The organism is Priestia endophytica, from assembly GCF_026790145.1.
GTDB lineage: Bacteria > Bacillota > Bacilli > Bacillales > Bacillaceae_H > Bacillus_I > Bacillus_I endophytica_A.
Genome location: NZ_JALAMS010000018.1, coordinates 375,685 through 390,817, shown reverse-complemented (window position 1 = coordinate 390,817; position 15,133 = coordinate 375,685). Strand labels below are relative to the sequence as shown.

Annotated in this window: 11 protein-coding genes; 3 read left to right on the top strand and 8 right to left on the bottom strand. The window is 35.6% G+C overall.

The window, feature by feature from the left end:
• The first annotated feature begins 389 nt into the window (after positions 1-389).
• Positions 390-1,691: an Nramp family divalent metal transporter gene (locus MOC86_RS15680; RefSeq protein WP_268584995.1), complete on the top strand. Its 1,302-nt coding sequence runs from the start codon at positions 390-392 to the stop codon at positions 1,689-1,691.
• 67 nt (positions 1,692-1,758) lie between these two features.
• Positions 1,759-2,736 (top strand): 2-hydroxyacid dehydrogenase, encoded by a 978-nt coding sequence (locus tag MOC86_RS15675; RefSeq protein ID WP_268584994.1) that lies wholly within the window; start codon positions 1,759-1,761, stop codon positions 2,734-2,736.
• A gap of 37 nt (positions 2,737-2,773) precedes the next feature.
• Here the strand turns inward: MOC86_RS15675 and MOC86_RS15670 are convergent, their stop codons facing one another.
• The 6 genes from MOC86_RS15670 to xylB form a co-directional block, all read right to left on the bottom strand.
• Positions 2,774-4,084: a pectate lyase gene (locus tag MOC86_RS15670; RefSeq protein WP_268584993.1), complete on the bottom strand. Its 1,311-nt coding sequence runs from the start codon at positions 4,082-4,084 to the stop codon at positions 2,774-2,776.
• Positions 4,085-4,126: 42 nt separating this feature from the next.
• Positions 4,127-4,867, bottom strand: a complete 741-nt coding sequence (locus MOC86_RS15665) for a rhamnogalacturonan acetylesterase (protein ID WP_268584992.1) — start codon at positions 4,865-4,867, stop codon at positions 4,127-4,129.
• A 78-nt stretch (positions 4,868-4,945) separates the two neighbouring features.
• On the bottom strand, positions 4,946-6,433 hold the full coding sequence (locus MOC86_RS15660) for a pectinesterase family protein (RefSeq protein ID WP_268584991.1): 1,488 nt from the start codon (positions 6,431-6,433) through the stop codon (positions 4,946-4,948).
• Positions 6,434-6,650: 217 nt separating this feature from the next.
• Positions 6,651-8,315, bottom strand: a complete 1,665-nt coding sequence (locus tag MOC86_RS15655; RefSeq protein WP_268584990.1) for an alpha-keto acid decarboxylase family protein — start codon at positions 8,313-8,315, stop codon at positions 6,651-6,653.
• Positions 8,316-8,517: 202 nt separating this feature from the next.
• The gene (locus MOC86_RS15650) at positions 8,518-8,697 is read right to left on the bottom strand and encodes a hypothetical protein (RefSeq protein ID WP_268584989.1); all 180 of its coding nucleotides are present in this window, start codon (positions 8,695-8,697) and stop codon (positions 8,518-8,520) included.
• A gap of 146 nt (positions 8,698-8,843) precedes the next feature.
• A complete protein-coding gene (gene xylB, locus MOC86_RS15645) occupies positions 8,844-10,343 on the bottom strand; it encodes a xylulokinase (protein ID WP_268584988.1) in 1,500 nt (499 codons plus the stop codon).
• A gap of 269 nt (positions 10,344-10,612) precedes the next feature.
• Here xylB and MOC86_RS15640 point away from each other — a divergent pair, with 269 nt between their 5' ends.
• Entirely contained in the window at positions 10,613-11,791 is a 1,179-nt protein-coding gene (locus tag MOC86_RS15640; protein WP_268584987.1) for an ROK family transcriptional regulator, read from the top strand.
• 98 nt (positions 11,792-11,889) lie between these two features.
• Here the strand turns inward: MOC86_RS15640 and xynB are convergent, their stop codons facing one another.
• Positions 11,890-13,491 carry a xylan 1,4-beta-xylosidase gene (gene xynB / locus MOC86_RS15635; RefSeq protein ID WP_268584986.1) on the bottom strand — a complete coding sequence of 534 codons (1,602 nt, stop codon included), beginning with the start codon at positions 13,489-13,491 and terminating at the stop codon, positions 11,890-11,892.
• A 123-nt stretch (positions 13,492-13,614) separates the two neighbouring features.
• Positions 13,615-15,006, bottom strand: coding sequence for an MFS transporter (locus MOC86_RS15630; RefSeq protein WP_268584985.1), 1,392 nt, complete (start codon positions 15,004-15,006; stop codon positions 13,615-13,617).
• Between the last annotated feature and the right edge of the window lie 127 nt (positions 15,007-15,133).

The window sequence follows — 15,133 nt, the reverse complement described above, 5'->3', positions numbered from 1 at the left end:
TCATTTTATTTTCTTATTCCATTTCTTATTACATGATTGTGAAAGTTATAAAGTCCCCTCTACTAAAGGAAAAGCAACTTTTTTCACATTTGCTATTCTAATATTTTATTGACTTACATTTTTATTTGTCTTACAATAAATTTGATTATTCAGAATATTATTCAGGGAGGGATTTACTTTAAGGTTCATTTTGCTCTTTTTTAAATCTAATACTAACTTACTGTTCTCTATTATCATTATCCTTTCTACTATATCTACTTTACATCACACTAACGACTCTTCTCGTGATTACTCTTCTTGGCGTTGACATCCTCTGTATTTTTTCATCTTGTCAAAACCACTTAATTCCTAAAATGAAAGCGTACCCAAAGTTTATAAGGGGGATTTTAATGAAAAACGAGTCTAATTTACAAAGTGCGGAAGTTGTAGTTGAAAAAAGACAGTCTTTTCTAACAGAGTTCGCTAAAACGTTTGGTCCAGGTATTTTAGCAGTTTTAACATGGCTTGGTGCAGGAGATTTAGTGACTTCTTCTGTTGCCGGAGCTTCCTATGGATACAGCTTAATGTGGATTTTAGCTCTCTCTCTTCTTCTCAGATTTCTCATTGTAAATGTTATTGCACGTTTTCAGCTTTGCAATAACGAAAATTTGTCTCTCTTAGAAGGTTACGGACGAATTCATCCTTTCTTTGCTTATTTTCTTTTGGTATATGCGCTCATCATGGGTCATCTTTTTAATTCATATATGATCAAAGGAGCTGGTGAAGTGCTGTCAACGCTCCTTCATATTAACCAGCCCTTCTTAGGATCTGTTATTGTTGTTGTCCTTATCTTACTGCTAATCGGACGAAACATTTATAATACGATTGAAAATGTAATGAAGATTATTTTAGGATTGTTGACAGTGGCCTTTCTTGTTTTGGCCGTTCAATCATCCCCTGACTTTGGAGAAATTGTAAAAGGTACAGTTGGGTTTAGCATTCCAAGTGATGCAGGCTTGCATGGGGCTTTCTTGTTAGCGGTTTCAATAGTTGGAGCTGTAGCTGGATCTATTTCTAATTTTGTGCATCCTTACTTTTTAAAAGAAAAAGGCTGGACAAAACCAAAACACTTAAAAATTCAGCGTAATGATTTACTTTTTGCAATTGGGGTTTGTATTGTAATTAATTTAGCCATTTGGATTATTGGGGCTGGAATATTAAAACCAAAGGGTATTGAAGTTGAAACAATTGATGATCTTGGAGCAGCTCTGCAAATGCAGCTAGGTCAAATAGGTTGGCTTATTTTCTACCTTGGAGTTTTTGGCGTTTTATTTGCGAGCATTGTTGGAAAATCGACAGGATACCCAAGACTTATTACAGATGCTTATTATGTAATTAACAAGAAAAGAAAAGAGAAATATAACGGAAAATACAATAAAGATCCACTGTTCAAATGGATTATGCTTTTTGTGCTCGTTACGCCAATCATTTGGTCAATTCCTGGAATGCCTGGTTTTATTACACTGACACTTTTAGTGAATGCTTTAAACGTCGTTGGCTTCCCTGTCATTGCCATTGGTATGCTTGTTTTATCTAATAACAAAAGTCTTATGGGAAAATATCGCAACAACTGGTTTGAAAATTTATGCTTATTTCTTGCAACAGCATTAGCTCTTTGGTCTTCTATCCAACTCGCAATAGGATTCTTTTAAAAAAGGAGTTTAAGGATATAAAGTGGAAGTTTTAGAAGTGAACAATTAAAAGAAAAGAGGAAACTTCATGAAACCAAAAGTTATCGTATATAAAAAAATGGATGAAAAGGTTTTGAACTTTATAAGAGAAACGTGTGAGGTCATTTACTTTGAGAAGCTACATTCAGATGTTTATCCAACATTTTTAGAAGAATTAAAAGATGCGGATGCCCTGCTAGGATCTGGTTTGAAGGTAAATGAAGACTTACTAGATCGTGCTCCACGTCTAAAAATGGTGTGTAATACATCTGTTGGCTATGACAATCTCGATTTGGGTGAACTATCAAAACGAAATATTATTGCTACAAATACACCTGATGTGTTAAATGATACTGTTGCAGATACGATTTTTGGTCTTTTGCTTGTAACAGCGCGCAGAATGCCTGAATTAGATCAGTTTGTCAAAAATGGCGAATGGAAAGAAACATTGAAAGAGGAGCATTTTGGGGTTGATGTTCACCATAAAACACTAGGAATCATTGGTATGGGAGGGGTTGGCTCTGCTATTGCCAAGAGAGCGCATTTTGGTTTTGATATGGATATCTTGTATTATGGACGCTCCCGAAAAAAAGAAGAAGAAAAAACATACAATGCAACATATTGTTCTTTAGAAGAGCTGCTACAAAAGTCCGATTTTGTTTGCTTAATGACGCCTCTTACTCCTCAGACAGAGGGACTAATGGGAAAACGTGAGTTTGAGCTTATGAAACAGAGCGCTATCTTTATTAACGGCTCAAGAGGAAAAACCGTTGATGAAGAAGCCCTTATAAATGCTTTAAGAACAGAAGAAATCTTAGGGGCGGGACTTGATGTATTTGCACAAGAACCAGTGAGTCCAGACAATCCTCTCCTTTCTATGAAAAACGTTGTAACGTTGCCACATATCGGCTCTGCTACAGCTGAAACACGCCTTAAAATGGCAATGCTTGGAGCTGAAAATCTAGTAGCTGGATTAAAAGGAGAAACTCCTCCTAATCTTATTAAAGGAAGCATAGGGGTAAAATAAGAAAAACCTTTGTAGTTATCTACAAAGGCTTTTCTTTTTACAGCTTCCCTGCACCTGCTTGTGCTTTTACAGTTCCTGGCACAGATTGGGTTGGGTTAATTTTTTTATATAAAGAAGGTTTCCAGCCTACATTTTCATCTAATTTTGTACCATTTTCTTTATTTGTTTCTTGAAGTAAATCAACTTGACGCTCTCCTGCTGGGCTCTTTACATATGAACCCTCTTCATAAATAGATGTTCCTTTCCAATCTTTAATGATATTCCCTAGAGGTACATTATAATCAAACGAGAAGTAGTTGTTTTGTGCATAAATCTTAGATTCTTTTCCAACTCCTAATGCATATTGAAATGAGTAATCCGTACTTTTTGCGAATTCATAGTAGTTGTTGTACACATGAACTTCCCCATAACGAACACGAGGTAAGCGCTGGGTTAAATTTTTATAGTAGTTGTGATGAAGGGTTACTTTTAAACGACCTCGATCACTTGTCTTACTATCGCTTGATCCAATAAGGGAGACTTTATCATGGTCTTGAAAAACATTGTAAGAAGCTGTCACATAGCTTGCTGTATTTGTTACATCTAATAGTCCATCATGCTGTTGAAATTTGCGTCCAAAATACTCGCCAAATCCTTTATCATGATAGCGACCATCGCTAAATGTATTGTGATCTACCCAGACATGTTCTGCACCATTTGTGACTACAATATTGTCATATTCAGAGTTCCACTCTCCTTGATCCCCATCAGTTGGATCCCATTGTGGAAAGAAATCTCTCGGCGCCTCAAATGCAAGATTTCGAACGATAACATTTTCTACTCCACTAATATTAAGACTTCCTCCTAAAATTTTAGCATCTTTACCTACTCCGATAATAGACGTATTAGAAGGAACATTCACAACTACTTGCTTTTGCTGTTCCTTTTGAGCACATACTCGTGCATCTTCAAGCGGCCCGCTTACTTCTTTATCATACCCCCACTTCTCTGGGCTGTAAGCTTGAAGGTAAGCATTAAAATCATAGCCACACTTTTTCGCATAGTGCTCAGCTGTTGCAGGCTGATTGTTTTCATCAACATTAAAATCAATTGATCCTTCAATATAAACAATTTTCGGCATATTCCCGCCCTCTGAAAGAGCACGAACAAATTCGCTTCTATTTTTCACTGTAAATGTATGACGACTGTCTGCTCCTGAGCCACCCCTTGTTCCTTTTCCATAAGAAGCCCAGCCATCATTTGAAGCAAGCGTCGCTTTTCCGAGATTGCTAGAAGCTGCTGATGCTGGTGAAGTACTACCTGCAATAAGAAGGGATGCTAACATAAGCCCTTTTACTACTTTTTTCATCCTAAACTCCTCCTTTAAAACTAAAATGTTAACGTTAACATTTTAGTGATTAGAAATGAACTGTTCTTTGTTAAGGTAGTTCTTTAACGGGACAATTTTTAATTCTTTTACACCCTCTGCTACAAGATGTGAAATTTCCCTTGCTCCATTTTCTTGAAAATGCGTATTATCAATTACTCTATCTGGATAGTTAGGATGTTCTCCTTTTTCGAGCCAAAGAAAGAGGTCTTTTGTTTTTTCAACGCCAAGTTCTTCGTACAATGCTTTACTTTTCTCTGTTAAATCAATAACAGGCACATTTTCTTCTTTTCCTAGCTCTTTCATTGCTTTGGGATATGTCCCATGAGAATCATAAGCAATACCTTCTTCAGTAAAACGTCTACGTTCAACAGGTGTAATTAAAACAGGCGTCGCTTTTTTAGCACGAGCTCCGTCAATATATTGTTTTAAATAGCTTTTATACGTAGTAGAAGGCTCTGTATAGCGACTCGGATCTTCTATTTTTTCGTCATTATGTCCAAATTGAATCAAAAGGTAGTCTCCTTTTTGAATTTCGCTTAGGATCGAATCTAACCTTCCTTCGTCAATAAAACTTTTTGAGCTTCGACCAGATTGCGCTTCATTTCTGACCGTCACTTTATGACGAAACTCTTCCTCAAAAACTTGCCCCCACCCCGCTCTCGGCGCAACGGAAGAATCATAGGTTGAAACAGTCGAATCCCCAACAAGGTAGACTGTTATTTTACTTTTATGTGACTGTGAAACAGAACTTGTCGCTTGCACTCTTATCCCCCCAAAACTTAAACTTAATAGGAGAAGTAGAAGACCTATAAAATGGATTTTCTTTTTCATCTTCTTCACCTATCTTTCAGATTCTGCTTTTTCTTTTGGATTCCAGCCATTTAACACATTTTGAATTGTATACTGATTGGCTTCTTCTCTTGTTAATTGCTCCCGTGAGTCATTAAAAGCGACTCCTGGACCATGGTTTTTATATTCATAAAACCGGGCATCACGATAAGAAAAACCTGACATGTCTGTCCATCCTTGTTCATTGATATGCGGTCCAAGATAACTTTCTCTAAACACAACGCTTCCAATTGCATGAGGGTCGCCACCTGGATGCCACGGTCTGCCAAGATAGACAGTTCCATCCTCTGCATTACTTAAAAGCCTGCTTTTAATAAATAAATAGCCATATTCGTCTGTTATTTGAGTGCTTGGCGCTGTGACATACCCATTTACAGTTGAAGATCCTCTCGTTAGAGACATAATATCACATTTTTCAAATACGGCTTGAGAACCTCCAAAGATAAAGTCGACATCTCCTTCAATATAGCATTTGTAGAAGTATTGCGTGCCCTCTTTTGTGTACAATGTATCTTGGTTTCCAATAAATCTCGTATTCTTAAAAACTTGTCGTTCGCCTTTCGTATATACGGCAACAGCTTGCTCATCTTTTACATCAACACTTTTTTCATCAAATGCATTTTCAAATGTGAGATTTTCAGCCGTAAAATCATCGCCATATATATAAACGCTTGCGCTTCCTGATGTCCCGTACGTTCCGCCCCCAGGTTTCTCCTTCCCTGAATAGTTGTCATACGTAAGTTTTGTTTTGTTGGCGTTTTCACCGATAAGTGAAACAAAATCTTTATCTTCAGGTACTGTGACAACTTCTTTATATACACCGTTAAAAATAAAGACGGTAACTTTCTCTTTGTTTCCAGAAGGGATTGCATTAATAGCTTCTTGAACGGTACGATATTCTCCCTTTTCGTCTTTTGAAACGGTTACTACTTTCCCGATTTTCTCGAATCTTTCCCTTATATCCTGAAGTTTTTGGCGTTTATCTTGTTTTAAAGAATGAGTAGCTTCTTTTCTCACTACTTCAGCATATACGTTACCTCTAATTTTTGTAGAGGTTTGGAAAAGAACAACGGTTTGCCCTTTTTTGTTTATACTTTGAGTCATGTTTTGAATTGAAATATCGTTCTGACCTCCTTTGAAAGCGATATCATTTTTGTCTACGCTTTTTAGAGTTGTACTAAATGTAACCGCAATAAGGTCATTTCTTACAAGTTCTGCCTTATCTATCTTCATCTCACTGCTTGGCATTTTTCTTTGTGAAACACCTTCACTCGATAAAATGCCGAGCATATACAGTTTTGCAAGATCTCCGCTGCTCACAACATCTTTTACATGTTCGTTTTCATTTAAGCTCATATTGGTTGCGGTTGCGTTAATGTTATCGTGTGCATAAATCGTATTAGGCAATCCCCCTCCCATCATCGTCAACATTGTGGCAGAATAAATGATCACTTTTCTCTTTTTCCCACTAAATTTCAAACACTTCGCCTCTCTTTCTGTGAGTCTAAAATTTATTATATAGAATGAGTTAAGATTTGCAATAATTTTTTAAATATTTAATAAATTTTTACACGAATACATTTGACGAGGAAAATAGACCTATTTTTTACAAATTGTGATGAAATCCTATTAAAAAGAGCAGAAGAAATATTTATTCTTTAAAAAACCTCCACCCATACATGAGTGGAGGCTTCGACTATGAATTTTGATTAGAAAATCGTTTAGAGAGCTCTGTTAATAATTCAGGTTTATCATCTCTGTTCATTTTGATTTCAGCGAAAACAAGCTTATCATGATGTTCTATCTTGTTTAACATATCATCAAGCTCCTGCTCTGTTTGTACTTTAAACGTTTCGCTTGCTTCTTTTGAGCCAAAAATGCTTGGAAGTTTTTCATAATCCCACATAACAATATCATTGTAAGATTTGTTTTCACCGTGAATAGCGCGTTCTACTGTATAGCCATCATTGTTGATTAAGAAAATAATGGGCTTAATTTTTTGATAAATGATGGTTGAAAGTTCTTGAGCTGTAAGCTGGAAAGAACCATCTCCAATTAAAAGAATGTTGCGACGTTCTTTGTCTGCAAGCTGACTTCCAAGTATCGCAGGAAGCGTATAGCCAATAGATCCCCATAATGGCTGACCAATAAATGTCCCTCCTTTTTTTAAAGGCATTGTTGCTGCGCCAAAAAAGGAAGTTCCTTGATCAGCAAGGAGTACATCATCTTCTTTTATAAAATGAGAAAGACGCTCAAAGAATCGCGTTTGCGTAAGTTTTTCGTTTGTTGCTTCAAATGGTTGTTGTTGCTGAGAAGCAATTGATATAATGTTCATTTCTTCTCTCTCTCGTTTTTTGATGTGATGAGCTAATGTATTCAACGTGTCTTTCATTGTAAGAGGTGCATATTTTTCTCCTTCCCCCTCAACAGACAAAGGATGAAGATGAATCACGTTTTCTTCAGAGAATCCTTGTGAAAACCCGCCTGTAATAGAATCTGTTAACTTCACTCCTACACTTATAATACAATCAGATTCATCTATTCTTTGTTTAATATAAGAATCACTTAAGTCTCCATTATAAACACCAATAAATTGAGGATGTGTTTCATCAAAAACCCCTTTTCCCATACTTAACGTTGCAAGGGGAAAGCCGCTCTTTTCAGCAAAGTGCATTAACTCTTTTTCCGCTTTGTAGCGGTATACTTCATAATCTGCTAAAATTACCGGCTCTTTCGCTTTGTTTATTTTCACTAATAAATTGGTAAGCATGTCGTCCATTGCTTGTTCATTGCTCTCCACTTCTTCATTTAAAAGTTGTTTCTTAGGCTTATTAGCAGGTTTATCATATACATCAATAGGAAGCACAATATGAACAGGCTTTTTTTCTGTTAAACAAGCAAGAAGTACCCGGTCAATCTCTTGGCTCGCATTTTCAACTGTTAATATGGTTTGAGCACACGTCACTTCCCTGAACATCGTTGAAAAACGATGGAAGTTTCCGTCTCCTAATGTATGATGAACGTAAGCACCTTCTTTCATCACTTTTGTTGTGGGAGCCCCTGTGACTTTGATAACTGGAACATGTTCAGCATATGAACCAGCAATTCCGTTTACAGCACTTAACTCGCCAACCCCAAATGTAGTCATAACAGCTCCGATGCCGTTTAATCTTGCATATCCATCAGCAGCATATGCAGCATTAAGCTCATTACAGTTGCCGATCCATTCTAACTCTTTATGTTTTAAAACTTCATCTAAAAACATTAAATTATAATCACCAGGCACGCCAAAAACGTGGTGAACCCCAATTTCAGCTAGTCTGTCTAGTAAGTAGTCGCCAATTGTATAGTCTTTTTTCACTGTCTATTCCACCTTATCTTAATATGTAACTTTTTCATTCCCTTTTTATCATTGTTCATAAACACGAGGAATAGGAACTTTACATTTTTTAGTTATTTTCTCCTATTTTTCAAAAGTTATAAAACGGATTTTCTTAGGGAAAAGTTCTCCTTCTTTTTACAGTGAAACTTGGTGACCTTTTTCCTCAAATAAGAAATTCCTTCTATAAAGTAGTCATTTCTCTTATTAAAGCTGAAAATTGAACAGGATAAAGAGAAAAAGGGTTTCTAAAGGCCACTATTTTTAAAGTTCCATAAGCTAGTGCTAGATAAGGAAGATGTAGGTAGACAGGTACATAAATAGTAGGAACCTCATTTCTCCTACAAATTGTTTCTAATTTCAATACGAACTTCTCCATTATAATTTCGGCTTTGGAGAAAAGTTGAGGTTTTCTTCGTATATTTTCATTGTGTTCTTAATGAATTGTTCTATAACTCTTTGAATTTGATATTCTATTTAATAATCATTTTTTACGTCTCGTAAAATTTGTTATTGATCTCTAAACGTAGATAATGCAGCATTCAAATCTTTTGTTTTAAAATAAACCTCTTGATAAATATTAAATAGAGCTTCATATCTCTCTACATTTAATTCTTTAGGATAAAATATTGACGTCTCTCGTATAAATTCTTCTGCACATTGTTCAAGTGACTCAAACCATCTACTCCCGAAAGCAGCTAGCATGGCTGCCCCCATTGCTGGACCTTGTTCACTTTCTAGCTTAATTACTTTGGCCTTGAAAATATCAGCTTGCATTTGAAGCCATGTTTCGTTCTTCGCTCCACCACCAATCGAGATAATCGTATCAACTGATTTTCCTTCTTTCCGGAACAGTTTAATGGACTCATGAAGAGAGAATGTAATCCCTTCCATAACTGCTCTTACAAAATGCTCTTTTTTATGGGATCCATCCATTCCGATAAAGCTTCCCCGAATAAGAGAATCAGCATGTGGCGTCCTTTCCCCTACTAAATACGGGGTAAATAACAGTCCATTGGATCCGATTGGAACGGATGCTACCCTATGCAACAACTGCTCAAATGTTTCATTTTGAGAGAACGTTTCTTTAAACCAGTTCAAACTGTAACCTGCAGCAAGCGTAACCCCCATTGTATAAAACGCATCCTTCTTCCCATGATTAAAAAAGTGAACTTTTCCTTTAAAATCTCGTTCTTTATTTTCCTCATATGAAAGGATGACTCCAGATGTACCGATGCTACATAACGTTTTGCCTGAAGAGAGAATACCAGCACCAATGGCTCCACATGCATTGTCAGCTCCACCTGCAAATACTTTCGTTTTTTTAGCCAGTCCTGTCTCCTCTGCAATATTAGGAAGCAGCGTTCCTACACAATCATGTGATTCAACAAGTGGTGGACAGATCTCTGTAGGAATGTCAAAGCGCTTACATAGATCATAGTCCCATTTTTTACGTGTTACATGTAATAGTAAAGTTCCCGCTGCATCTGAAAACTCGCTATTAATGATGCCTGTCATCCTAAATCTTACATAATCTTTAGGAAGTAGGAAAAGGGCTGCTTTTTCAAACGTTTCAGGTTCATGTTCCTTCACCCATAAGATTTTAGGCAATGTAAAACCTTCTAGAACACGGTTCTTTGTAATCTCCAACAACTGTTCTCCAAACTCCTCCTCTATATTCATGCATTGAGAAGTTGTTCTTGTATCATTCCATAATATAGCATTACGTAACACACACTGGTTTTGATCAAGCAAAACTAACCCATGCATTTGTCCAGAATAACTAATCCCTTCAATATCATTAACTTGAACTTGACATGTGGAAACAAGCTCAGCTAAGGCCTGAATCGTTTGCTGTACCCAGTCTTCCGGATTTTGCTCGTTGTATCCTGCCTTTTCTTGAATAAGTGGATAACTTTTAGAAACTTCCCCACAAACTTCTCCATTTTCATTAACCAAAATCGTTTTGACAGCGCTCGTTCCTAGATCGATTCCAATTACATATTTCATTATTTTCACTCCTTTATCTACATAAAAAAGGTCATTCTGCAGATTTCTAATCAATTCGCAAACTGCATTTTTATGAAAAAAACGTCATAAAACCTCAGTTCTATAACTATTATATTTGACCTTAAGTATGTTAGTACGATAAACTAACTAATAATATTATGATAATTATATATAACTCTATTGTCAAGCGCTTACATCGGTTAGACAAATAAATTCTTAAACGATAAACTAATATCATTAATCTAGAGATGAGGAAATGAGGTACTTATATGGAAACAACAGATAAATATATGATACGGAAACAAAATGAACTAGTTATTCTCGAAGAAATTATTAAAAGTGGCCCCCTCTCACGTGCAGAATTAGCAAAAATATGTGGTTTAAATAAGGCGACTGTTTCGGAGATTGTAAAAACCTTAATTGATCGGAAACTTGTTACGGAAACAGGTATTGGAACAAGTACACAAGCTGGAGGAAGAAGACCCATTATTCTTCAATTTATTGCGAAGGCTGGACTATCCATTAGTATTGACATTGGCTATAATTATATCGCTTTCATGCTTACTTACCTTGATGGTTCTATTATAAAGGAGCATTATCAAGAGAATATCAAAATAGATAGACATAATGTTTATACATCTCTCCTAGATGTATATCAACTTTGCAAAGAACAAGCTCCCCCTACTGAATACGGTATAATTGGAATAGCAATAGCAATCCATGGTGTAACCTTGGACAATGAAATTATTTTCACTCCTTACTATGATCTGAATAAACTTAATTTAACAGAAATCATTGAAAAAGAAACAGGAGTCCCAGTCCTAATTGAGAATGAAGCAAACCTCTCAGCAATTGCCGAATTAGCCTATCATTCAAATTTCATGAATTTAGTTAGCATTAGTATCCATTCCGGAATTGGCGCAGGTATTATACTAGATAAAGAATTACACTATGGGAAAAATGGTTATGCTGGAGAAATTGGGCATACTATTCTATTTCCAGATGGAAAAGCCTGTCCATGTGGGAACAGAGGGTGCCTTGAGCAGTATTATTCCGAGAAAGCGATTTTAGAACGTTTCAGTTTACTGAATCCAGAAGGACCACAAGCCTCCTTTTATGAAATAGCTCAAGCTGTTGAACAAAATAATGAAGAAACAATTAAGTTGTTAAAAGAAACAGCTAAATATATTTCAATTGCTATTAATAATATTAATAATACGTATAATCCTGATGTTATTTTCCTTAATAGTGAATTAATCCGTACAATACCCTCATTGTTAGAAACTATAAAAAAAGAATTAACATGCTTTATGATTGACGACATAGAAGTAGCCTCTTCTTCCCTAGGAAATCGCGCAATTTTAATTGGAGCAACTTATTTAAATATTCAACACTTCCTTGGCATTAAAAGTTTATATTTCTCTAAAGAACAGATTTATAATAATTAAAACCCTAAATTTTAAATTCAAGAAAAACGACTATATTATAGAAACAAATAAATCAAAAGGAGACTTTGGTAAAAGTAAAAGTCTCCTTTTGATTTATATTATTTTTCCTTATAACTAAAGTATTTAAAATCAGCCTGAATATTTTGACCGCTTGTATCTTGACATTGCATTCCTACAAAAGCTCCTGTAAAGAATCCTCCTCCTCGAACATAATCATCTGATAATTTTTTAGACTCTAATATAACTTCAATTTTAGTCCATTCTTCTTTGTTGAAAGAATAAGAGTAATAATATTTCTCATGTTCAACCTCTACTTTTAGATGAACATATTTTATTTCACGAGGGATAATAATTTTATCTTTTAACGGTTGCGAAAAAGAGATGTTATCACATATTGTTAGATCTAAAATACGTCCAAGGTCTTCATCGTACGTTACTTGAAGAGCTGTCCAATTTTCCGTATTATAATAATTAACTAGCCCTGCTGCTTGTTGAAAGTTCTCTGGATAGAATTCAACCGCTGTTTCTGCCTCAAAGTGAAGGCTTTGCCAACGTCTTGCTACAAATGCTTGAGTAAATAGAGATGTTAATGACTCATGTCCAAATAGACGTAAATGGTTAGGTCTTTCACTTAATGATCCCAATTCATCTGTAAAGGGGATTCGTAATGTCTGAAAGTTAATATTTAATTTTGCACTTTCAAATTGATCAACCTCTGGATATGTTGCTTCAAACGTAGTTTCGGCAATACTCGGTGCCCCCACCTCTAAGCTACCCTCTTTTCCACCAACTACATAAGGCCACCCATCTTTCCACTCTAGTTTTTGAATAGCTGTTTCTCGACCTAGTGGACAATATCCTCTTTGCTGAATAACTGAATCATCGGAAGGATGAATTGGACGGCCTGTCAAATGAGCTAGATACCATTCATTTGTATGAGTTTGAACAATTGAGGCATGTCCACATTTTTGTAATGGATTTCGAGGTTCATGCCAAGACGTTAAAATTGGGTTATCTGGATGAAGTTCATATGGACCTTCAATATCCGTTGAGCGAGCAATTGTAGCAGCATGCTCAAACCGCGTTCCACCTTCTGCTGTGAGTAAATAGTAATAATTCCCAATATGATAAAGATGAGGTGCTTCTGTTAGTTTTATGTCCGTTCCTTTGAAAATGACCTTTGGCTTGTTAATTAATTTCTGTTCCTCATGTGAATATTCCTGCATTACAATACCACCGAATGAATGGTGATTGATTCGGTGATCCCATAACATATTTAATAAGTATTTCCTGCCATCAAAATCGTGAAATAGAGAAGCATCAAATCCAGAACTATTTAATTTAATAGGTTCTCCCCATTCTCCATCAATTGTTTCCGAAGTCACTAAATAGTTATGACAATCTTTCCAAGCACCATCCACAACCTTTACATCTGTGTATATAAGCCAAAATTCCCCGTCACTATAACTTAAACAAGGTGCCCATACTCCTCCCGAATTAGGATTTCCTTTCATATCTAGCTGTGAAACTCTCTGTAATGGATGTGCAATCAAGCGCCAATTTACTAAATCTTTTGAATGATGGATCTGCACACCTGGAAACCATTCAAATGTAGATACAGCAATATAATAGTCTTCTCCTACTCTACATATACTTGGATCAGGATTAAAACCTTTAAGGACTGGATTAATAATCTTCATCTTAACTCCTCCTCGTATATTATTATTTAATAAATTTCTAACATAGAGTTGCATTTCTATTTATCTTTAATCAGATATAAAAATTTTCTATATGATCTACAAATTCCTTGATATACTCTTTTTCTAATTTTTAAATTCATTAATATGGTCCAAATATACTTTATCTCTATTCTCTAATTCACGTACAATCTTTGCATATTCTTCTTCATCTAAGTTATAGAAATAAATGTTAATTATAGCTAATATCAAGAACACAACAGGGATGATTGTTGTTGTAATTAAAATTCCTGTCAATGCTTCAGGGGTTTGTACCTGATTCGCAACATAACCGAATTTATCTAAAACAAACCCTGGTATGATGCCGCCAATGGCCATGCCAAACTTAAAAAAGAAGCCAATAACGGAATAAATTAATCCACCCATCCGTTTTCCTGTCTTGTATTCTCCATATTCAATTGTTTCTGGAATAAGAGCCCACATATAACCTCCAGCTGTAACACTTCCTGCAGCAGCAATCAAACGAAAGAGTAGTACGAGAAAAATATGACTAGGTGGGACAATAAGCAGGCCTAAAAGACCAACAATATTTAATAATAATGCAAAAGTTAAGAGTTTCTTCTTCCCTATCCATCTATTGATCTTAGGTATAAATGGGAGGATAATTAAAGCCGGTAAGCTCCCCAATAAACCATACCATTTCACCAAATCTTCCCTACCGACATTGTAAGTAATATAATAGATTCCAACAGAATTGCTTATTGAGTTAACGCCGAAAATAATGATAAAGAAGATACTTAAAACGACTAATGGTCGATTAACCTGAAACTGTTCAAATATATCTGATAATCTAATTTTCTCCTTAGATTTTTGAAGACTTACACGTTCTTTCGTACTCTTAAAACAGAATATTAATAGACATGCTCCAATAACCCCCAAAATACTCATAGTTAGCTGCCAAGCAAGAACTGAACTATCCGTGGTATTACGTAAGTTATTGGATAATAGGGGAACAAAAAATGCTACTATCAATCCACCAAGGTTAGCAAAGAACATACGCACAGATGTGATACTAACAACTTCTTGATTGCTTCTTGTCATCGCAGAAGTTAATGCACCGTAAGGAACATTTATAGTTGTGTATGTAAGTGATAAACCAACATACGTAATATAGGCATATATTAATTTACCCATATCTGAAAAATCAGGAGTTGTAAAACACAGTATTGCGAGTATTGCAAATGGAAATGCTCCAAATAACAGGTACGGTCTAAAACGTCCAAATCGACTATTTGTTCTATCTACTATTGTTCCAATAAAAGGGTCAGCAAGGGCATCAATTATTCTAACAACTAAAAACATTGTACCGGCAGTAGCTGCTGATAACCCAAATACATCGGTATAGAAAAATAAAAGGTACGTAGAAACTGTATTGTAAATCAAATTACAAGCGAAATCTCCAGAAGCATAACCGACTTTTTCAAATATAGGAATTCTCGATAGATTTTTACTAGACATCATCTTTCCTCCTTCATAACCCCATTAAATAAAAACTACATACCTTTAAATTTTCCATATCCATAAAAGTTACTTTTTCAATTTCAAAGAGGGATATTCGTGTCTATATAATGTTAAAACCTCAAGA